Source organism: Cyclonatronum sp. (assembly GCF_022565315.1).
GTDB lineage: Bacteria > Bacteroidota > Rhodothermia > Balneolales > Cyclonatronaceae > Cyclonatronum.
Genome location: NZ_JAIUMX010000068.1, coordinates 1 through 19,562, shown reverse-complemented (window position 1 = coordinate 19,562; position 19,562 = coordinate 1). Strand labels below are relative to the sequence as shown.

The following is a 19,562-nucleotide window of genomic DNA, read 5'->3' as shown; positions in this document are numbered from 1 at the left end:
TCAACGCGCCCATCGAAATACGGGTGCTGGGTGAGCGTCTCGATCAGATTGCGGAATTATCTTTTCAGGTTGAGGATGTAATTCGCTCTGTGGAAGGCACGCTGGATGTCGAGAACCCGCTCGCCCGCGCCCGCACCGATCTCTCCATCGCGCTTGACTGGGAAAAGGCGGCGCTTGCGGGGCTGTCGGTTGCTTCGGTTGACCGCTCCATCCGGGCTGCTGTATCGGGCATTCGTGCCGAAAATGCCATCATGGAAGACGGCAAGGAGTATCCGCTGGTTGTGCGGCTGGGAACCGAAGGCGACACCCGCGTTCGGGACCTCGAAAGCGTGTATCTGATGAATGCTTATGGCGACCAAATACCGCTTCGGCAGCTTGCGGAAACCCGTTTCGAACCATCCATCAACAGCTTTCTGCACTTTAATTTCGAGCGCAGCAGTTCGGTTACGGCAAATGTGATCAATGCCGACTTCACCACCCGCATCACCGAGGAAATCATTCGTGGTCTGGATGAAATCAGCTGGCCCGACGGCTACAGCTACTACGTGGCGGGCGAATACGAAACACAGCAGGAAGCATTCGGTGATCTGGCCAACCTGCTGATTCTGGCCATGATTGGCGTGTTTGCCGTGCTGGTGCTTCAGTTCCGGTCCTTCCTTCAGCCGGTCATCATCTTTTCGGCCATTCCGATGGCGATTACCGGCTCGTTTGTGGCGCTCTTTATCACCGGCTGGTCGTTTTCCTTCTTCGCCTTTGTGGGATTCATCAGTCTGATCGGGATTGTGGTGAACAACTCCATCATCCTGATCGATTACGCCAATCAGCTTCGCAGGGAAGGGAAGTCCGTGCTTAGGTCGGTAATCGAATCGGCCGAGACGCGCTTCACGCCCATCGTGCTCACCACAACCACGACTGTAGCCGGGCTGCTGCCGCTCACGCTGTCAAACACCGGCCTGTGGACCCCGCTTGGCTGGACCATCATCGGCGGGATGATTACTTCAACGGCCCTCACGCTGCTGATTGTGCCGATTCTGTACATCTGGTTTACCAGAGAAGCCGCATAAGAAGGTTTTCAAAAAACCACCCGTAATCCAAAAACATCACTTAAAACGTATGAAAAATCTCAGCAGAAGATTAGCACAATGGTTCCGCAAAATGGATCAGCTCATTGAGGAGCGGGTTGAGGAAATTGTTGAACTGAACGCATCACAAAATGAAATGAGGTCGGCCAGCCATGAAGCGTACGCCTCTGACACATCACCCTTAACAGACAGGAAATGATGCTCATGCTCAAGTACATGCTTCTTCTTGGAATCGCGGTTTTTATCATCAAAGAACCGTTGCCCGATCAGCCGGATTCAGAAACCGGTTCCGTTATTCTGGTGGTGGATGGCATCAATCCCCAAAGGGGCGGGTCGCTTTCGGCCGGAATCTTCACACAGGAATTTTTCCCCGAAACCGGGAAAGCCGCTTATGAGCGCTATCTGAGTGTAGAAGCTGCTGTGATGGAAATCCACTTTGATGAGATTCCCGCCGGTGAATATGCCGCAGCCGTATTCCATGATCTGGACAACAACAGGGAGCTGCGCACCAATTTTCTGGGCCTTCCGCGCGAGCCCATCGGCTTTTCCCGTGACGCCAGAATCCGGATGGGTCCGCCAAATTACGATGATGCCTACTTTATAGTTAGAGCAGGTGAAACGGTTACCCTCACCATCACCCTGCGATGACAGCCGTTACCGCTTTTTTGAACGAGCTTCAGCTCAGAAACGAACTGCTCTTTTGGTTCGGGCTTGGCTGCCTGCTGTTTGCGCTCGTTTTGCTGGGCATCAGCTACTGGGACGACACCCGGGTTTTGGGCGCAAACGCCTGGTATAAACCGATGAAGTTCGCGCTGTCAACCACGATGTACAGCTGGGCGATGGCCTGGTTTATGTTCTATCTCGATAAGCCGGGCTTCACGGGCTTTTTCAGCTGGGCGGTGATTCTTTTGCTTGGGTTTGAAATCCTGTACATCACCCTGCAGGCCGGCCGCGGGGAGCTGTCTCATTTCAATACATCAAGCGCGCTCACTTCAAATATGTACTCCCTGATGGCCTTTGCGGCAACAGCCGTAAGTCTGCTGACGCTCTGGGCCGGAGTGGAATTTTTCCGCGGAGACTTTAAGGCCCTGCCCGATTATTACCTGTGGGGCATTCGCTGCGGCATATTTCTCTTTGTGATTTTTTCGCTGCAGGGCTTTTTAATGGGAAGCGCAAACGGTCATACGATTGGCGGTGAAATGGGAGGCGAAGGATTGCCTTTCCTGAACTGGAGCAGGCTTTTCGGTGACCTGAGGATTGCGCACTTCGTGGGCATGCACGCGCTTCAGATTATTCCGCTGCTCTCCTTTTATCTCCTCAAAAATACAAAGCTAACGCTGATCTTTGCGGCTCTTTACGGGCTTTTGGCCCTTTCCACGCTCGTGCAGGCGCTTCTGGGCAAACCGCTAATCCCGGGGTGAAAGGTGACAGATGCCGGAAATCAGAGGTCAGAGGTCAGGGATTACGGGCCTGTCAGCTGGTTTCAAGTCTTCGGTCCTCGGTCCTCCGTCTTCGGTCCATTTACTCTTCACAATCAAAAATCATCATAAAATGAAATCATACATACTTATAACAGGCGCTTCGGCGGGTATTGGCTACGAAATGGCTCAGCAGCTTGCGGAGAAAAAGCACAACCTGATTTTGGTGGCACGAAGCGTCTATAAGCTCATGCAGATGCAGGCGGAGCTCTCAATCGCACATGATATTGATGTGCAGTACATTGAAAAAGACCTGTCAAATCCGGCAGCTGCCATTGAGCTGTTTAACGAGGTGAAGGAGCAAAAATTAGTGGTCACCCACCTGGTGAATAACGCCGGTTTTGGCGGCTACGGAAATTTTCTGGAGACTTCTCTGGAAAATGAGCTCAATATGATAAACCTGAATGTGAGCAGTCTCGTGGTATTAACGAAGCTATTCGGGCAAAAAATGGCGAAGCGCAAATCGGGAAGAATCATGAACGTGGCGTCTATCTTATCCTTCACTCCGTTTCCGTACTATTCGATTTATTCAGCCACCAAAACCTTCGTGCTTTCCTTTACGGAAACCATTGCCGCCGAGCTGGAGGGTTCCGGCGTGGTGGTTACCGCGCTGTGCCCCGGAACGGTAGAAACGGAGTTTCATACTTCCGAGATGCGAAAAACAAATGCGATGAACGCCAATAAACCGGTTTCGGCAAAAGTGGTGGCAGAAGCAGGGGTAAAGCTGTTACTGCACGGAAAAGGCAAGAAAGTCGTCGGCTTCAACAACTGGATTATCTCAATCCTGCCGCGGATTACGCCTGATTTCATCATGATGAAAATTAAGAAAAATCTGGCGAGTCAGCGTAAATAATATCCTAAAAATCATAATTAAAATTCAATGAAATGTCTTTTATCTGCCTTGGGTATTGTCTTGACATTATTCATGGCCGTTTCGGCTCAGTCTCCTAAGGAGTCGGACATGTATTTCGGCGCAATTGCCGGCACAAAAATCAATTCGTTTGACCGGCATTTTGTTGCCGATGTAGATCCGCAGCTCTACTCCTTTTCGATCGGGGCGGGCAGCGCATGGACCGATGGCCGGTACGTGGTTGGGGTTCAGTTCCTCTACTCCTCAGGCACGGCAAGCAACAGCTCGGGCGAAATACAGTATGCGGGTTTCGAAAACGCCCTTTCTCTGGGATACAATCTTTCCGGAAACAGAAGATGGAGCGTGGAACCGAATGCCGGAATCGTACTAAGCAGCAATCAGTTGATTGTTCAGGATATTGAAAGCGGGGCATTTCAAAACCTCACCAATAATCAGGCAGCCGCAGCTTTTGGACTAAACGTGAAGCTGATTGATCAGAACGGACTTTTTACGGGAATAAAAATCGGCTATCAGCTTCCCTTTTCCGGCGATACCGAATGGAGAAACAAAGTGGCGGATACCGGCTCCGGCCTGAAAGACAATCTGGGCTCGTTCTATGTTCAGCTGAATGTGGGCGGACTTTTAAGTCTTGTGAGAGCGAGATGAAGCGGGCCGCCGAGTCTTATCTCAAATAAAATCAATCGTACTTAGTCATTCAAAATATGAGAACACATCAGCTAAAAACCACGCAGATTTCTGAAGAAGCCTTCATCTGGCTAAAATCAAAATATGAAGCAGTTGATACCATGGATGCCGGGGCCTATCGCACCTTCCTCTCCGAAGACTGCGAGCTACAGTTCGGCAACAATCCGATCTTGAAATGCAATAACGAGATCATTGGCGGGCTTCAGCATTTCTGGGATGCCCTAAACGGTCTGGATCACTCCTTCATAAACATACTCGGCACCGACAATCAGATTGCCGCAGAAGCACTCATCGACTACACCCGGAAAGACGGCAAAGTGGTTACTGTTCCGTGCGTAACTATCATCGGTAGAAATCAGGATGGACTGGCATCGAGCGTCCGGATATTTATTGATGTAGCGCCGGTGTTTGGGTGAAACCGGATTCAAAAATATACAGCAGCTAATATGATGGCAAACATCAAGTAGTATTTGAGTTGCACGAAATAATGTTGATGAGACCAAAAAACTATTACAACTTAACTCAACGAAATCATACTCTATGGAAGTATTTCATGAAGACAACGGAAATAAAGGCAGGTTCTTCATTCTTGTGAATGATGTTCAGGAAGCTGAAATGACCTATAGCCGGGCCGGCTCAGATAAAATAATTATTGACCATACAGAAGTCAGTGATGTACTGAGAGGAAAAGGAGCAGGAAAAAAGATGGTCATCAAAGCAGTAGCTTATGCAAGAGAAAACGGAATAAAAATTATCCCGCTTTGCCCTTTTGCAAAAAGCGTATTTCAAAAAAATAAAGAAATCAGAGACGTACTCTAAATCATACAATTATGGATAAGAAAAACATTATAAAAGAATACACCAACGGTGAAGTTACCATCGTATGGCAAGCCGCCAAATGTATTCACTCGGCCAACTGTGTGAAAAATAACCCGGATGTCTTCCAGCCCAAAACAAGACCGTGGATCAAGCCGGAAGCAAGCAGTACCGAAAAAATCATCAGCACGATCAACACCTGTCCGTCAGGGGCTTTAACCTACTACATGAATGATGCGGAGGGGAAAAAGCACGAATCAAAGTTAAAAATGGGATGAATAAATTTCAGCATACCAAATTCAAAACCGTGGGAGCGTTTCTCGACTATCTTCCTGAAAAAGAGCGTGAAATAGTTGAAGCTTTGCGAAATCTCATTACTGAATCTTTACCGGAATGTGAAGAGAAGCTCTCCTACAATGTCCCCTTTTACTACAGAAATTCCAGGATTTGTTATATATGGCCGGCATCATTTGCGTTGGGAGGTGGACTATTTATTTATTGTCAGCGGGATTAATCATTTTTATAATTCACTCATTCTGAAAGAGTATGCTCATAAAAAGGTCTTGTTGTACCCTAAAATTTTGGTTTTTTTGAGCGGAATTTTGCTGATTGCCGGTGGTTTGAGTATGATAACCGGTTATTTTATGATTGATGGGATGATAGCCTTGTGTATATTTATGGCATTGCTGCTTTCACCATTCATTCCTTTTGGCTGGATGAGGACCGTGAAGTTAAGATGATTGAGTTTATGCATTTTCTCAAAAACCGGGCAATCATTTTTGAGTTTATCTGCCTGACTACATCCGTTGAGAGCAGGTTTGGCTTTTTATGATCGTGTTTTGAGTTATTAAGCGCTAAATACTGAAATTGAATGAAACCATGACAAAACGACTCAGCAGGCTTATCGCCATTTTGACGCAATTGCAATCCAAACGGATTGTAAAGGCTCAGGAAATTGCAGATCGTTTCGGCATTAGTCTGCGAACCGTTTACCGCGATATGCAGGCACTCACCGAAGCCGGTATCCCGATTGGCTCGGAGGCCGGAGTCGGCTATTTTCTGATTGACGGGTATTCACTACCGCCGGTCTCGTTTACGGAGGCAGAGGCCAATGCATTGATTACCGCAGGCAAGCTCATCGAACAAAGGGGTGAAAAATCTCTTTCGGCCGGCTTTAATGAAGCCCTTCTGAAAGTAAGGTCCGTTTTGCGGGGCTCGGAAAAAGATGATGCCGAATTTTTGAATAGCAGAATCTCGGCCTCTGTACCTCTAAATCCGGCTACGAAGAACCATTACTTATCAGATATACAGTCTGCTATCGTAAATAACCGTATAATTCAGATTACCTACCACTCCATTTATAAGGATGAAAAATCATCCCGCAAGCTTGAGCCTTTGGGGATTTATTTTACCGATGAAAACTGGATTCTTGTGGCATATTGTCGGCTACGGCAGGATTTAAGAGAATTCCGATTAGACCGGATTACCGGATTCCTGATTACCGCCGAGCGTTTTAATCAGCCAGATTTTGTATTTCGGGATTATTTCGAAAAGCAGATAAATAAATCAAAACCCTGCTGACATAAGGTTGTCAAAAGCCGGATTTATCTTTGTGAAGTCAGATTTTCAACACAAACCAAGAAGGATAAATCAATGAAAAATAATACTGCAATGGCCATTGAGCTGGTGACCTTTAATACCAAACCGGAATTTGATCAGCGGGAAGTAAAGGCTTCACTTGAATCGCTGAATGCCATCGTGAGCACCTACAAAGGATTCATCAGCCGGCAATTAGCCCGCAATGAAGATGGGAAATGGATGGACCTGGTATTCTGGGAGTCGATGGAAGATGCGCATGCCGCCGCTGAGGCCATCATGAAGCTCGAAGCTGCGCAAATGGCATTCCGGGTAATTGATGAACAAACCATGTCATTTCATCACTTTAAGCCGGTCAGCCGGTATCCTTTAAGGTATGAATAAATTTCAGCATACCAAATTCAAAACCGTGGGAGCGTTTCTCGACTATCTTCCTGAAAAAGAGCGTGAGATTGCGGAAGCTTTGCGAAATCTCATTACTGAATCTTTACCGGAATGTGAAGAGAAGCTCTCCTACAATGTCCCCTTTTACTACAGAAATTCCAGGATTTGTTATATATGGCCGGCATCAATTCCGTGGGGAGGTGTTAAATCCGGGGTAGCGCTGGGCTTCTGCCGCGGCCACCTGCTTTCGGATGAATACCGCTACCTCGAAAAGGGCAAAAGAAAGCAGATTTACACCAAAACCTTTCATTCGGTGGATGAAATTGAACCGGAAATTTTGAAGGAATATTTGTATGAGGCGAATGAGATTGATGGGGGAGGCTCGTCTCAACCGTAAAGGGCCTCGGTAAGTCCGGGATTGTGCATTTGTGAAGAAATTTTCTCTGATACCGGAAGCTCCCTGAGTGCGGGGGCTTTAAAACCGAGCAAACAATCCTGCCCCGCGGCTAAGTCAATATCAGTATATTAGGTCGCCTTACTGATGTGTAATTTTTTTCGGCTTCCCTTTACTAACCTGACTGATATGAAACGCCTCCGCATAATTTGCTATCCGCTGCTGATTACCTTACTCATTTTCTCCTGCACACCCGCAGAGCAGACCGGCTTTTACACCACAGATACGAATGAGGCGCTTATTTCCGCCCTTGATGGGGTGATGGAATCCCAAATCGAAATGGGCCGCATTGCCGGGGGCGTGGTTATGATTTCGCAGGGGGACCGCATCATCGCTGATAAAGCATGGGGATGGAAGAACCGCGAGGAAGCGGAGCTGATGGAAACGCATCATCTGTTTCGCATCGCTTCGATGACCAAAGCCATCACTTCCGCAGCCATTTTGCAGCTCTATGAAGAAGGCAAGCTTTCACCGGATGACCCCCTGGAACTGTACATCCCGGAATTTGCTGATCCGGTGGTGCTCACTTCTTTCGATGCCGAAACCGGCGCTTACGAAACCCGGCCCGCATCGGGAAGCATCACCATACATCAGCTGCTTACCCATACTTCCGGCATTGCCTACGGCTTCACGAACCGAACCTTCGGGCGCATTTACGGTGAGGCAGGCGTTCCTGACCTCGGCTCCGAAGCCGAACTGACCATCGAAGAAACCATGGCCATTTTGGGAGGTCTGCCGCTCGCGCACGATCCGGGAGCGCGCTATACCTACGGGCTGAGTACCGATGTTTTGGGCCGCGTGGTTGAGGTGGCTTCCGGTATGTCGCTCTCGGAGTATTTTTCCAGCCACATATTTGAGCCGTTGGGGATGCAGGATATCGGGTTTTACCTGCCCGGCCGCGAGGCTGACCTCACCCGGCTCTATACCATTCAGGACAGTACCATTGTGGCGTATCCGGAAGGCCGCCCCGGTATGATGGGCCCGGACTTCCTGGTCAGCGGTGCCATGACCTACTACTCCGGCGGCGCGGGACTGACCTCCTCCACGGCCGACTACCACACCTTCCTTTCGGCCATTCATCAGGGAGGAGCTTTCAACGGAAAACGCATTTTGCAGGAGTCCACCGTAGCGATGATGACCCAAAATCAGTTTGGCGATTTTGATCTTGGCGGAAATAAATTCGGCTACTGCCTGATGATAACCACCGAAGAGGCCCGTGCGGAAGGAAAGCGCGCGGCCGGCAGCCTCAGCTGGGGCGGGGCCTTCCAAACGACTTACTGGATAGATCCAAAGCACGACCTGATCGTGGTGCTGATGACGCAGGTAATACCCCCGCTTGGCCAAAGCGAGTTTTATGACCGTTTTGAGCGCGCGATTTACGGGGTGATTGATTGAGGGGTGAAACGTTACCGGAAAATCAGCACGGTGCTGCCCCAAATCTTCAGGCGGATTTGATACAGTGAGGAATCTCCATCGGTGGATACCGCCCCGAACAAATGGCACGCGCGGCGGGCGGATTTGCGCGGATTGTTCTTGTGCGCCAGACCTGACAGGTTTTGAAAACCTGTCAGGTCTTTGCAGCGGAGCCAAATAACCCGCTGCCCCCCCGAAACCCCAACTACCCGAAACAAAAAGCCCCTCTCCTGAAGACCATGCCCGTAAGGCCTGGTGGTATTTTCAGGAGAGGGGTTGGGGTGAGGTCCACTGCGATAACGGCCCGCTGATTTTCCGGGTCTGGCCGGATTGTCACGGATTTATTATGGGATTGACCGGCGACGGACCGCAGTCCGCAGCCAAATGCTAAAAGCCAAAAGCCAAAAGCCAACAGCCCCCCAAATCACCCCGAAACTAAAAGCCCCTCTCCTGAAGACCATGCCCCTAAGGCAGCGTGGTGATTTCAGGAGAGGGGATGGGGTGAGGTCCGCCGCGATCATGGCCCGCGGATTTTCCGGATCAGGCGGGATTTGCGCGGATTTATTATGGGATTGACCGGCGACGGCAGACGACGGACTGCTGACCGAAGAGCCAATGACCCTCAATCCGGGACCAGAAACAAGGTCCTGCTCATGGCATGAATTTCGGAACTTCAGCACGTGACTGAATTTAACTGCAAGCCCGGGAGTCGTAACATCACAGCAGCGCCCAGGATGGGGCACAAGCTTTGAGGCAGCCAAACCGCCGCCCTCCCCCAATAACCCGGCGCCGCCTGCGGGGAGAGGCGGCCTTTTTAGGAGTCAAACACGCTTCGGGCTGATGTCCGGAGCTGTTCGGGGTAAATAGTTGAGGGGGGCGACGTATTTCTGTTTCTGCAGCTGCAGGTTTGGACTAAAATATCACCCTTTTGGGTGATTGCGGAGTAACTGCAGGATGATTATATTAATTGTTAAATCCTGTTTGAATTAGCTGTCGCATTGAATGCGGCAGGTGTAATTTTTACCGGATTTCACGGCAGGGTCGGCGGCTGCGAATCAGCCGGAGACTTAAACGAGCGACGGCAATCTCCAATTTAGTACAAACAGACACCAAATGAAGCAGGCACCTATTTGCTGTGCATTTTTTACGATGCTTGGCCTTGTTTTGGCAGTACTCGTAAATCCCGGTAATCTGCATGCGCAGCTGCAGGGCGGCTCAATTGGTGATACCAATGTCCGCCTGTACACCCTGCAGGGCAGCATGAGCCTTCAGACGCATGCTTATTCTACAACAAGGTCTTCAAGCTTTCGCGACCCGCTGGGCTTGCTGGCAAATGTAAACCTGAATTATTCTTTTTTGGGGTTTCGTTCGGGTCTGAATGTCCGCTACTCAACAGAAGATCCCGGCATTCGGCAGAGTATGAACCGCTACAGTTTTCAGGCAGGTTGGCGCTGGATGAATTTTTCGGCAGGCGACGTAAGCCCTACATTTAACCGCTACAGCTTACGGGGTACGCGGGTTCGCGGTGGCCTGCTGGAGATTTCCGGAGGCACCTTCGGAGCGCAGTTTGTGGGCGGGCAGGTAAACCGGCGCATCGCGGATGCAGAAGGCCCCTCCCTCAGAAGGCAGTCGTATGAGCGTATGCTTTATGGGGGGCGGGTTCGCATGGGGCGCGAAAATGCCTCTCATTTTGCTTTCGGGCTCGTGTATGCCTACGACGATAACGTGCCGCTGCCGCTGCCTCCCGGCGCTGATGAGAGCAGTTTCCGGCAGCCTGCACCTCAGGAAAACCTAACCCTGAGTCCGGATTTAAACATATCAATGTTTCGTAACCGGTTTCAGATCAGGGCTGAAAACTCGGTTTCTGTTTTCACACGCGATATGCGAAGTGAAGCCCTCGATCTTGATGAGGTTGGTGTGCCGGACTTCATGACCAACTTTTTCAGGCCCCGCACTTCAACCAAAGCTACTTTTGCAACCAATGTAAATACCCGCATTAACATCCGGCCGTTAACACTTAATGTTGGTTTTGAGCGGGTACAGCCGGGTTATGAAACCCTCGGGCTTCGCAATATTAAAGATGACGATCAGAACATAAGTGTTCAGCCGCAGCTGAGTCTGCTGTCGGGGCGTCTGGGGCTGGGCTCTTCCCTGCGCATCGGTCGTGATAACCTGCTTGGGCAGCGGGCCGCTACGCAGCACAGAAACGACTACGGACTGAACGTTCAGGCTCAGCTCACACAGCAGCTTAATCTCGGCGCTTCCTGGAATATGCTCATCAATCAGGTTAAGGTTAGCAACGGGGATGATGAAACCGCTGAAATTAACTATCCGGAGCAGCAGGTTATTTCTCAAAACGTAAGTTTGCAGCCCTCTTATTCCTGGATGAGCGGCAGTAACAGCCATTCGGTTGCGCTCAGCGCTACCTGGCAGCTCCTCGATGTACAAATCGAAAACGTTGACCGCGATTTGGGCAGTCAGTTTTTTACCACCACCGGTTCATACAACCTCTCGCTGGGCAGCGGCATGAATATCAATACCGGACTCAATTATGCAGGCGGCAGTGCGCCTTCTTCTGAATTCCAGGTCTTAGGCGCAAATATTGGTTTGGGACGCGCATTTTTTGACCGCAAGCTGAATATGAACCTCACAGCAGGCTTCTCCCAAAGTCAGAGTGAAACCACCGCCGGAGAGGGCGTGCAGCGTCAGCGTCAGCAGCAGCTTAACGGCAATTTTACAGCTATGTACCGGCCGCGGAGGTCCAACACCATCCGCCTTACAGCCCGGAATACAAATAATTTCCTGCTGGAAGGAAGCGGAATTGGATTCCGGGAGCTGGAAATCCGGCTTAGTATCGATCAGCGTTTTTAATTTCATCTGCAAACTGCACCTGTAAACATGACCAACAAAATTAATAAAGTCCGCCGCCTGCTGTTCCTTGCGGCCTTTGCATTTTTTATACTTGCTGCTGCAGCTGCCGGATCCCGGCTTCAGGCACAGGAAACCGCACAGATTATCCTTACCGGAATAAGGCCGGTGCTTTCAAGTCCTTTCCTGGATGATCTGCGAAACGACTATGATTCCGGCCGTTATCAGGTGCAGTTCATTTATAACACGCAGCTGAATCAGCCCCGCGATTTCAGGTTTCGTTTTCAGGTGATTAAGAACGGCGACGTTCTGATTGACGAGACCTCAAATCTTCGCCGGTTTGCGCCGGGTACACACTTCCTGGACCCCTTTTTTCGCGAAATTAACTTTGGCCTCAAAGAAGATGATATTATTGGTTTGCTCGACCCCGGGCTTGCAGGGCAGGTTATTCAGACCGGTATGCTGCCCGAAGCAAATTACATGGTACGTATTGATGTGCTTCCCGAACAAAATCAGCCGCTGATTTCGACCATACCGGCTATTGTAACCTTCTCCGTTCGCCTGCCGCAGCCGCCAACCCTCATCTCACCGCCTGATGAAGGGATCGTTTCCCTTCAAACACCCGTATTTGTCTGGACGCCAGTTGTCGGCTTTCCGGGTCTCAGTTCAGAGTATGAATTCCTTCTCGTGGAGCTTTTTGAAGGTCAGAACCCGGCCGACGGCCTGATCGAAAATCAGCCGCATCACGAAACTATCCTTTCACAAACCACGCTGGTCTATACCCCGGATTTGTTTCCCCTGGAGCAGGGGCGCCGCTATGCCTGGCAGGTTACCGCGCGTGATGTTACCGGTGAATTGCCTTTTGTTAGAGATGGCAGAAGTGAGGTGTACGAATTTCGTTTTGGTGAGCCTCAGGAGGAAGATGAACAGGTGCCCGCCGTACTCGAAAAGATCACCCTGATTGCACAGTTTTTGGAAATTACAGACCTCAGCGGTACGCAGTCGCGTGTTGAGGGCAATCAGCTGGTGCTTTCCGGACCCGCTGTTGCTGAAATTCAGTTTGCCCAAACCGGACTATCCGAAATACCGGTTATGCTTGATGATCTGCGCCTGATCAACAACAACCTCCAAAACCCCATGATTTTGGGAGGGCGTGTAGAGCTTGATGAATTTGCGTTTTCGGAGCTTCTGGCCGCACAGCTGCCTGATGAGGCTTCGCTTACCGATATCCGCTGGATGATGGGTACCGGTATTCAGGCCTCCCTTGCGGTTGATGCACCCGCTGCCGGTTTTGTGATCGCAGACGGGCTGCTTAGCATTAACAGCGCCGGTATTTTCGGAACCACTACGGTGAGCGGTGCTCCCCTGCTCGCTTTGGAAGACAGCTGGCTCGCCCTCGAACTCACTCAGCTTCGGTATGAATTCCCCGGTGTACAGCTCTCAGGCGCGGGCAGCGTGCGGGTTCTCGGCGAAGACAGCGGCTGTGAACTCACCAACCTTTCCGGCAGCGGCGAGGAGCTGCAGGCCGGGTTCATGTGCGATCAGGCATTCGATATTTCCCTGTCGGAAGCATCAGAGCTGATGAAACTTTCGGTAAACCGCATCAGCGGTTCTGTGCAGATCAGCCCGGCGGCGGAAACCCTGAGCTACGATCTAAGCCTTCGCAGCCGTCTTGGCCTGCTTACAGAATCCGGCACATACTGCGGAACCGGCATCGATTTTGGTCTTTCTTCAGCCGGAGGTATCAGCATTCTGCAGCAGTCACCGTTTCCGTGCCCTGATCCAAACCCGACGCTCAGTCTTGGCTTCGGGCAGCTGGCTCTGACCGCCACTACGGCAGAAACCGTCGTTTATGAACCGCAAAGCGGTCTGTGGGACGTTGCGCTTGACCTGAGCGGCCGCCTTCTTGTACCGGCGTTCAGCAACTGGCAAAGCGGTCAGATCAGCAATATCCGTCTCACGAATCAGGGTATCCTTTTTCCGGCTGTTAACTTTGCAGATATGCTCACGCCTCTGCCCGTGTTCAATGCGGAACGGCTTCAGATTAGTCTGGATGAGTTTTTTCTGGACGAATTTTTATTCCCCTGGTTTGAGTGGGATGGTCAGTACCCCGGTCCGTGGGAAGCGGGCTTCAGCGGCAACGCCCTGGTGCGCAGCGGTCAGCAGATGCCGTCCTGTCTTGTCGGGCTGCAGCTGCCCCTAAGCAACGGCCGCATAGAAACCGGCATGCAGCGCATAATCGGCGACCTCAGCACGCAGACCCTCTCAAACTGTCAGGTAAACCCGGCTGCGGGCTTCTCAATGCAGCTTACCGAAGCCGGCGGGAGCGCAGGCTTTTTCTACCTCAGCAGTGGCGAAACCGAAGCATTCGGCCGGCTCGGCACAAGCGGCCGCCTGTTGCTGAATGAACCTTTCTCGTGCAGCGGCTCTTCGGCTGAAGGATTTGCGTTTACCGGCAATGATATTGCTTTCTCCACCGGCATAAACGGAGCCCTCGACTGGCAGGATGCCGACTGCCGGGTTCAGGTAGGTGCGCTTGAGGCAGATGTGCAGTCCCTTCAGGTTCAGTTCGACCGGGAGGAATGGTCACCGCAGCGGGCAAGCCTTACGGCACAGGCCCGGCTGAACCTGAGCGCCGGTATGCAGGCCGAAGGAAGTTTAGTTTATGATTTGATGGATGCTTCCTTTACACAAATGAGTTTCGATCTCGATCAGCCTTTTGAGTGGCAGATGCCGGTGAGCGGAGCGCCGCAGTTTACCTTGTTGGTTGAGGAAGCCGAAATTCAGGAGGAAGGGCTGCGCATCAACGGCCGGCACCGGATCCGTGTCGGCTCAACCGAAATGGCCGCTACCTTCGATAATCTGATCATCGGGCTCGAAACCGGCCGGATCAGGTCCGGGCGGCTCATCCCGGATGGCGGGTTCCGGATGGAAGCCCTGATTCCCGAAAACCTACAGCAGCCTGCGTTTTCACTTACAGACCGCCCGTTTGAGGCCGACCCCGCAGCCGGCCCGCTTTTATGGGCGGAAACCGGTGAGCAGCTGATTATTGATGCATCCGGCATACGTCCGGCATCCGGAAGTGAGCAGCCGGCAGCGCTCATTTTTGGCGGGGAAACCTTTACCGGCCTGCAGCTCACCTTCTCAGATGATTTCGCCCTGAACCTTCAGAACATGCGCATTCGCGCAGGCTACGCCGAACTTCGCCTGCCCGGTACAGGCATCATCGGCCGCATTGATGAAGGCGGCTTCCATCCTGATCTGGAATTCCTCGACGGTCACCTCATTCCGGAGCTGCTTCCGCTTCCCCACAGCTCCATCGCTGCCCTGCAGCTTCGGGAGGGCAACACCTATTTCGTGGAAACCGAACTGCTCGAAAACGGAAGCCTGAGAATCAGTGCGGCACCCGGTGTTTCGCCCAGGCTCATCCTCCCTTATTTCGGCAGTTCCGGATCTTTTGTTTTTGATGAGGTAGTGCTTGAGGAGCTGATCATTACCCGCGGACAGCTCAATTCAGCTTTTGTAAGCGGGCGCATCAGTGCGGAAGTGCCGCAGGGAAGTGCGTTTGCCGACCTTACAGCGCTCGGTATTCCGCTGTTTCCGGAGCGTGTAGTTTTTGAGCCGAATCCGGAATCTCCTTCCGCACAGCCTGAGCTGTTTTTGGAAGGGGAGGCCGAACTGCTCGGGCGCCGGCTTTCCGGCGGTGAGCCGGTTCGTTTTTCGCTCGGGCAGGATGCCGTTCTGCGCGGCAGTTTTACGATCAGCGATCAGGGGGGCGAACTGCCGCTTTGGGAAGAACGGCTGCGCCTCGCCGCAGACCGCCTCACCGCTGAGTTCAGCTATGCCAACGGCATTGTACTGAGGCGCGATTTGAGCATACGCGGCAGCCTTCAGCTGCGCACCGATTCAGGCTATCAGCACAGCGGGGCGCTTACAGTTAACATCACTTCCGATAACTTCACCGAAATTGATTTTCGCCCGCAGCCTTTCAGCGAAGCACAGCAGCTGAGTTTTGGGGAGTATGCCTTTTCGCTTACCGGTATTCAGCAGGTCACCAACTTCAGCTATGCGCCGGAATCCGGGCTGATGATGCATCTTGTGCCGAAGGCCGGTCTTTCGGTACCGCTCGCAGGCAGCACGGAGCTGCAAACGCCGCTGCTGAGCCTGCGCATCACGAAAAACGGACTAAACATGCCGCCTCAGCAGCTGGATGAAAGCACCGTTCCCGGCCTCATTTTTGAACCTTTCGTATTAAACGGTTTCCGGCTGAGGCCTTACTATGTGCGGTTTACAGAAGCAGTAGCTTTCGCATGGGAACATGCAGATGCACCCGAATCTATCAGCGGCCTGGGACTGGGGCTTCAGCTTGAATTGCCTGCGTTTCTGCAGGAAACGAACCTGAACCCGCCCGACGGCCTGCTCTTTAACGAGGTGCTGTACACAGCAGGCATTTTGACCGGATCGCTTGATCCCTGGCAGCCTCTCGGCGGTGCCGTTATTCCGGCTTCTGCCGCGCATTTGGGGAATACGCTGCGGGTAAGTGAAGTGAGCGGTCAGCTGAGCGGCAGCGAAAACGATAACGACAACGAAGCCCAAACCGGGGGGCAGGAGCTGCGCATTAGCCTTCAGAGCCGTATCGAAACCCTCACAGCCTTTGAAATTACGGATGAAGCAGCCTGTGCCGAACAACCGGCTTTCACGCTGGAACTCGACGGGCAGCAGGAGTCGCTGAGCGGCACGGTCGCTGATTTTCCGTTTTGCGGCCAGCTTCCGCTTGGTCCGCTCGCCGCGAAGCCCGGCACCGGAACCCTGCTTTTTGGCGCTGATGAAGGCGGCGGCTCCCTAATGCAGTTTACCGCTGCTACCGGCATCTTCCCGCGCGATGAAAACGGCGATACCTCAGAAGAGATCGGAAACGGTGAACTTCAGCTCGATCTGTACGGCGGCAAAATCACCGGCGGCTCCGTACCGCTTAGCGGACCGTTTCCGCTGCCTGTTCGCTGGGACCGTGAGCAGGCATTTTTCACCCTGAACGTACAAACCGCAAGCCTCAGCAGCGCCGGACTCACGCTCACCGATGAGGGGCAGCTGCAAGCCGGTGATGCGGCCTTTAACATCAGCTTTGAAGCACTTCAGTTCTCGCTCCCCGATTTTGAGGTCACCGGAGGGCAGGCCGTTGCCGGTGCAGAAGTGCTGCTGGAAGCGTCCCTCAACCCCATCCGTTTCCGGCTCGTTTCAGAGGAAACGCCACAGCCCGAAGGCGCCTTCCTGCGGTTTACAAGCAGCGAAGGCCTGATACTCGATGCCGCCGGGATGCGTCCGCAGTCGGGCTCAGAAGGTTTCATTCGTTTTCAGGGCACCAGCTACAGCGGGCTTGTTGTGGCTTTCAGCGAGGATTTCGCGCTTCGTTACGGCGGCACAGGGGTAAGCAGCGGCCGGGTTTCATTCTTCCGCAATGCCGCTGATGAGGAGCCCCTCGCCTATTTATCCCCTAACGGCTTTGTGCTGCCTGATGCCCCGATTGCTGAACTCCCGGAGCGTTTATTTCTCCCCGATGAAGAAACCGGCTGGGTAATGCTGCGGGATGAACAGGGGCAGCTGCTTGTAAACATGAGCACACAGCAGGACGGAAATCTGCTGATTAGCAGCGACGGAAACCCCCTCACCGTTACACTGCCCGGGCTTGATTATCTCGAAATACAGGCATCGGCAGCGCTTACGGTTGATGCGCTTTTTAATGTTACCGGCGGGGATCTGATCCTTACGGAGTCGGTTTCGGTTTCCGCGCTTTACGGCGATCTTCCGCTTCGCATCAGCAGCCTGCGGCCCGAAACCGGTGAGGAATTCCGCCTGATGGCCGGGCTTGCCGTTACGCTGCCGCTTTTTTTAACGGGTGATGCTGACATGGCCGAAACCCTGCTTCAGGTTCAGGTACTGCCGCAGGGGCTGCGCAGCGGCTATGTGGCTACGGGCTACAACAGCAACACCTACGAACCCGATGTAAGCCCGCTCATGCAAAGAAGCGTAGCCGGCACGGTTAACGGCTCTGAGGATGAAGCGGTCTTTATCGCACAGCTGCTCGGCATTGAAGCCGCCCTTGGTACAGAAACCGCACTAATGCTTACCGGCACAATCGAAAGCTCCCTGCTGCAGCGCCCCGGCACCAACGGCGGCACCCGGCCCATGCTGCTGCGGGCCGCCTGGCTGGAAAGCAACTGGGTGTACGAACTTGAACCAGAAGGCACGGCCGCACAGCTCAGGCTGGGGGAAGCGCACTTCATTCCGCAAAACCATCAGCCCTTTTCTGTAACCGGCACGGCCGATAGCTTTGTGGTTTCCCTGAACGGGCAGGTTTCATTCGACAGCATTTTTAACGAAGAAATACGCGTGCAGCTGAGCGGTCTTGGTTTCGGACTCACAGGCCTTGCAGACGGAAACCCTGAACTTTATTTCGGGCTCGCTGATGAAGCTTTCGTGCCGGAATTCCAGCAGCTTCAGCTGTTTAACGGCGCCTTAACGGCTGATCTTGAATCTCCTGAGCTGTTCCTGAGCGGGCAGGCGCTTGGCGTTGTAAGCGCGGGAACCTTCACCTATTTTGACCACGCCATTCCCTTCGAAGAGCTCGTTTTTAATACATCCGGTGAGATCTCTGTGCCGGAAATTGACCTTGGTGAAGATCCGCTTGAAATCCTGGGCGAATATATCACCCTGATTGGCCTGGAGCTCACTTATGAAGAAGATGCCATCCTGCGGCTCGGCAGTACCTTCGATTTCATGCTGCCCGACCCCTTCGCCGATCGTGTAGCGGAAAGCAGTCTGAGTATCCGCATTCAGCGAAATGCCAACGGAACCGTTGTTGTGGATGAAGGCGGTCTGCTGGTTTTATTTGAAGAAGAAGCCATGCAGGTAACGCTTGGGCAGTTTGGTCAGGTCGATTTGCAGCGGGTGCGGGCGGTAATAGATCCCATAAATCCGCAGAACCGGGCCCTGTATGCCAGTGCATTTGTTTCGGTGTTAGACCGGGAAACCAACGCAATGAAGCCGGTCATTTTCTTTGGAAATGAAGATGAAGACGGCATTGGCGTAAGCCGCATCAACAATGAAATTGATATTTCCTACAACGTTACGGGTAATGTGGGCTTTTCGTTTGATATGAGCTTTTTCCGCCTCGATATAGAAGCGGGCATAACGACTACAAGCGAAAACCCCGGTGAGTTCAGCATTGCACTTGGCGGGCGTGCCGGCTTGGTGCTCAGCGGGGTAGAGGGAGATATCGGTCTGGAAGACATCAAAATCGGGCGGCCGGGCGTTCGCGATTTCGGGCGCATCAGCGGGCCGGCCTCGATTTCCGTGATCAACGCCCTGGAGCTGGAAATAGGCTCTTTCTTCCGGCATGCGGATGCCGGCGGCTTCACCCTTGAAATAACGGAAACGGCCGAGCGCGACCCTGAAGAACTGCGCAGTATGGCGGGGCAGATGGCGGAGCCAACCGTAGAAACGCGGCTGGTAACCGGGGTAACAGAGGTGGTCTGTTTCGGCCCCTGTCCGTTCACGGTTGAGGGTATGGATCCGATTAATGAAGACGGCGACACCGCCATTAACGTATCGGTGGGCGGAAATCAGAGCGACTTTACCGGAACGGCGCAGGCCTTCTATTTCTACCGTGCCGGCTCTGATATTTCCCTTTCGGTAGAGGGGGTTGAGATAGCCCTGAGTGAAATCTTCACCATGACGGCCGATTTTCAGTATGCGCAGGAGGGAGGCGGGGTTCTGATAAGAGCCGCCGGTACCGGACAGTTCAAAATTGGCAACAATCAGGTGAGTACGATTGTAGCGGGCAAATTTTCCAACATCAACAATCAGCTGAGTTTTGGTTTCTTTGTAGCGGCCGGCGGCAACACAGGCGTGCCCATCAT

At 52.5% G+C, this 19,562-nt stretch carries 16 protein-coding genes and 1 pseudogene; all 17 read left to right on the top strand.

The features are described 5' to 3' along the window. Nucleotides 1-1,064, top strand: a 1,064-nt coding sequence (locus tag LAT75_RS10760) for an efflux RND transporter permease subunit (RefSeq protein ID WP_291482666.1), incomplete at its 5' end; no start/stop codon positions are given. 49 nt (nucleotides 1,065-1,113) lie between these two features. After that, entirely contained in the window at nucleotides 1,114-1,281 is a 168-nt protein-coding gene (locus LAT75_RS10755; protein ID WP_291482665.1) for a hypothetical protein, read from the top strand. After that, nucleotides 1,278-1,730: a DUF2141 domain-containing protein gene (locus LAT75_RS10750; RefSeq protein WP_291482664.1), complete on the top strand. Its 453-nt coding sequence runs from the start codon at nucleotides 1,278-1,280 to the stop codon at nucleotides 1,728-1,730. The genes LAT75_RS10755 and LAT75_RS10750 overlap by 4 nt, the downstream gene beginning before the upstream one ends. Beyond that, nucleotides 1,727-2,503 carry a hypothetical protein gene (locus tag LAT75_RS10745; RefSeq protein WP_291482663.1) on the top strand — a complete coding sequence of 259 codons (777 nt, stop codon included), beginning with the start codon at nucleotides 1,727-1,729 and terminating at the stop codon, nucleotides 2,501-2,503. Before LAT75_RS10750 ends, LAT75_RS10745 begins: the two co-directional genes overlap by 4 nt. Nucleotides 2,504-2,633: 130 nt before the next feature. Further along, entirely contained in the window at nucleotides 2,634-3,413 is a 780-nt protein-coding gene (locus tag LAT75_RS10740; RefSeq protein ID WP_291482662.1) for an SDR family oxidoreductase, read from the top strand. A 60-nt stretch (nucleotides 3,414-3,473) separates the two neighbouring features. Beyond that, nucleotides 3,474-4,076: a hypothetical protein gene (locus tag LAT75_RS10735; RefSeq protein ID WP_291482661.1), complete on the top strand. Its 603-nt coding sequence runs from the start codon at nucleotides 3,474-3,476 to the stop codon at nucleotides 4,074-4,076. A 56-nt stretch (nucleotides 4,077-4,132) separates the two neighbouring features. Then, entirely contained in the window at nucleotides 4,133-4,531 is a 399-nt protein-coding gene (locus tag LAT75_RS10730; RefSeq protein ID WP_291482660.1) for a nuclear transport factor 2 family protein, read from the top strand. 124 nt (nucleotides 4,532-4,655) lie between these two features. Beyond that, nucleotides 4,656-4,934 (top strand): GNAT family N-acetyltransferase, encoded by a 279-nt coding sequence (locus tag LAT75_RS10725; RefSeq protein ID WP_291482659.1) that lies wholly within the window; start codon nucleotides 4,656-4,658, stop codon nucleotides 4,932-4,934. A gap of 11 nt (nucleotides 4,935-4,945) precedes the next feature. Next, nucleotides 4,946-5,209 (top strand): (4Fe-4S)-binding protein, encoded by a 264-nt coding sequence (locus LAT75_RS10720; RefSeq protein ID WP_291482658.1) that lies wholly within the window; start codon nucleotides 4,946-4,948, stop codon nucleotides 5,207-5,209. After that, a complete protein-coding gene (locus LAT75_RS15645) occupies nucleotides 5,206-5,445 on the top strand; it encodes a DUF1801 domain-containing protein (RefSeq protein WP_363320553.1) in 240 nt (79 codons plus the stop codon). Before LAT75_RS10720 ends, LAT75_RS15645 begins: the two co-directional genes overlap by 4 nt. Further along, complete coding sequence (locus tag LAT75_RS10715; RefSeq protein ID WP_291482657.1) at nucleotides 5,348-5,671, top strand: hypothetical protein; 324 nt, start codon at nucleotides 5,348-5,350, stop codon at nucleotides 5,669-5,671. Before LAT75_RS15645 ends, LAT75_RS10715 begins: the two co-directional genes overlap by 98 nt. Nucleotides 5,672-5,810: 139 nt before the next feature. Next, complete coding sequence (locus tag LAT75_RS10710) at nucleotides 5,811-6,512, top strand: YafY family protein (protein ID WP_291482656.1); 702 nt, start codon at nucleotides 5,811-5,813, stop codon at nucleotides 6,510-6,512. A gap of 72 nt (nucleotides 6,513-6,584) precedes the next feature. Continuing rightward, nucleotides 6,585-6,911: an antibiotic biosynthesis monooxygenase gene (locus LAT75_RS10705; protein WP_291482655.1), complete on the top strand. Its 327-nt coding sequence runs from the start codon at nucleotides 6,585-6,587 to the stop codon at nucleotides 6,909-6,911. Next, a complete protein-coding gene (locus LAT75_RS10700) occupies nucleotides 6,904-7,308 on the top strand; it encodes a DUF1801 domain-containing protein (protein ID WP_291482654.1) in 405 nt (134 codons plus the stop codon). The genes LAT75_RS10705 and LAT75_RS10700 overlap by 8 nt, the downstream gene beginning before the upstream one ends. Before the next feature lie 186 nt (nucleotides 7,309-7,494). Then, nucleotides 7,495-8,760, top strand: a complete 1,266-nt coding sequence (locus LAT75_RS10695; RefSeq protein WP_291482653.1) for a serine hydrolase domain-containing protein — start codon at nucleotides 7,495-7,497, stop codon at nucleotides 8,758-8,760. A gap of 1,131 nt (nucleotides 8,761-9,891) precedes the next feature. After that, nucleotides 9,892-11,649 (top strand): hypothetical protein, encoded by a 1,758-nt coding sequence (locus LAT75_RS10690; protein WP_291482652.1) that lies wholly within the window; start codon nucleotides 9,892-9,894, stop codon nucleotides 11,647-11,649. A gap of 27 nt (nucleotides 11,650-11,676) precedes the next feature. Next, nucleotides 11,677-19,562, top strand: a pseudogene (locus LAT75_RS10685) (hypothetical protein); the annotation flags it as partial.

What these genes read in the sequence shown, in the direction of transcription:
- LAT75_RS10755 (WP_291482665.1), top strand. Translation starts at nt 1,114, where the DNA reads ATGAAAAATCTCAGCAGAAGATTAGCACAATGGTTCCGCAAAATGGAT.
- LAT75_RS10750 (WP_291482664.1), top strand. Translation starts at nt 1,278, where the DNA reads ATGATGCTCATGCTCAAGTACATGCTTCTTCTTGGAATCGCGGTTTTT.
- LAT75_RS10745 (WP_291482663.1), top strand. Translation starts at nt 1,727, where the DNA reads ATGACAGCCGTTACCGCTTTTTTGAACGAGCTTCAGCTCAGAAACGAA.
- LAT75_RS10740 (WP_291482662.1), top strand. Translation starts at nt 2,634, where the DNA reads ATGAAATCATACATACTTATAACAGGCGCTTCGGCGGGTATTGGCTAC.
- LAT75_RS10730 (WP_291482660.1), top strand. Translation starts at nt 4,133, where the DNA reads ATGAGAACACATCAGCTAAAAACCACGCAGATTTCTGAAGAAGCCTTC.
- LAT75_RS10725 (WP_291482659.1), top strand. Translation starts at nt 4,656, where the DNA reads ATGGAAGTATTTCATGAAGACAACGGAAATAAAGGCAGGTTCTTCATT.
- LAT75_RS10720 (WP_291482658.1), top strand. Translation starts at nt 4,946, where the DNA reads ATGGATAAGAAAAACATTATAAAAGAATACACCAACGGTGAAGTTACC.
- LAT75_RS15645 (WP_363320553.1), top strand. Translation starts at nt 5,206, where the DNA reads ATGAATAAATTTCAGCATACCAAATTCAAAACCGTGGGAGCGTTTCTC.
- LAT75_RS10715 (WP_291482657.1), top strand. Translation starts at nt 5,348, where the DNA reads ATGTCCCCTTTTACTACAGAAATTCCAGGATTTGTTATATATGGCCGG.
- LAT75_RS10710 (WP_291482656.1), top strand. Translation starts at nt 5,811, where the DNA reads ATGACAAAACGACTCAGCAGGCTTATCGCCATTTTGACGCAATTGCAA.
- LAT75_RS10705 (WP_291482655.1), top strand. Translation starts at nt 6,585, where the DNA reads ATGAAAAATAATACTGCAATGGCCATTGAGCTGGTGACCTTTAATACC.
- LAT75_RS10700 (WP_291482654.1), top strand. Translation starts at nt 6,904, where the DNA reads ATGAATAAATTTCAGCATACCAAATTCAAAACCGTGGGAGCGTTTCTC.
- LAT75_RS10695 (WP_291482653.1), top strand. Translation starts at nt 7,495, where the DNA reads ATGAAACGCCTCCGCATAATTTGCTATCCGCTGCTGATTACCTTACTC.
- LAT75_RS10690 (WP_291482652.1), top strand. Translation starts at nt 9,892, where the DNA reads ATGAAGCAGGCACCTATTTGCTGTGCATTTTTTACGATGCTTGGCCTT.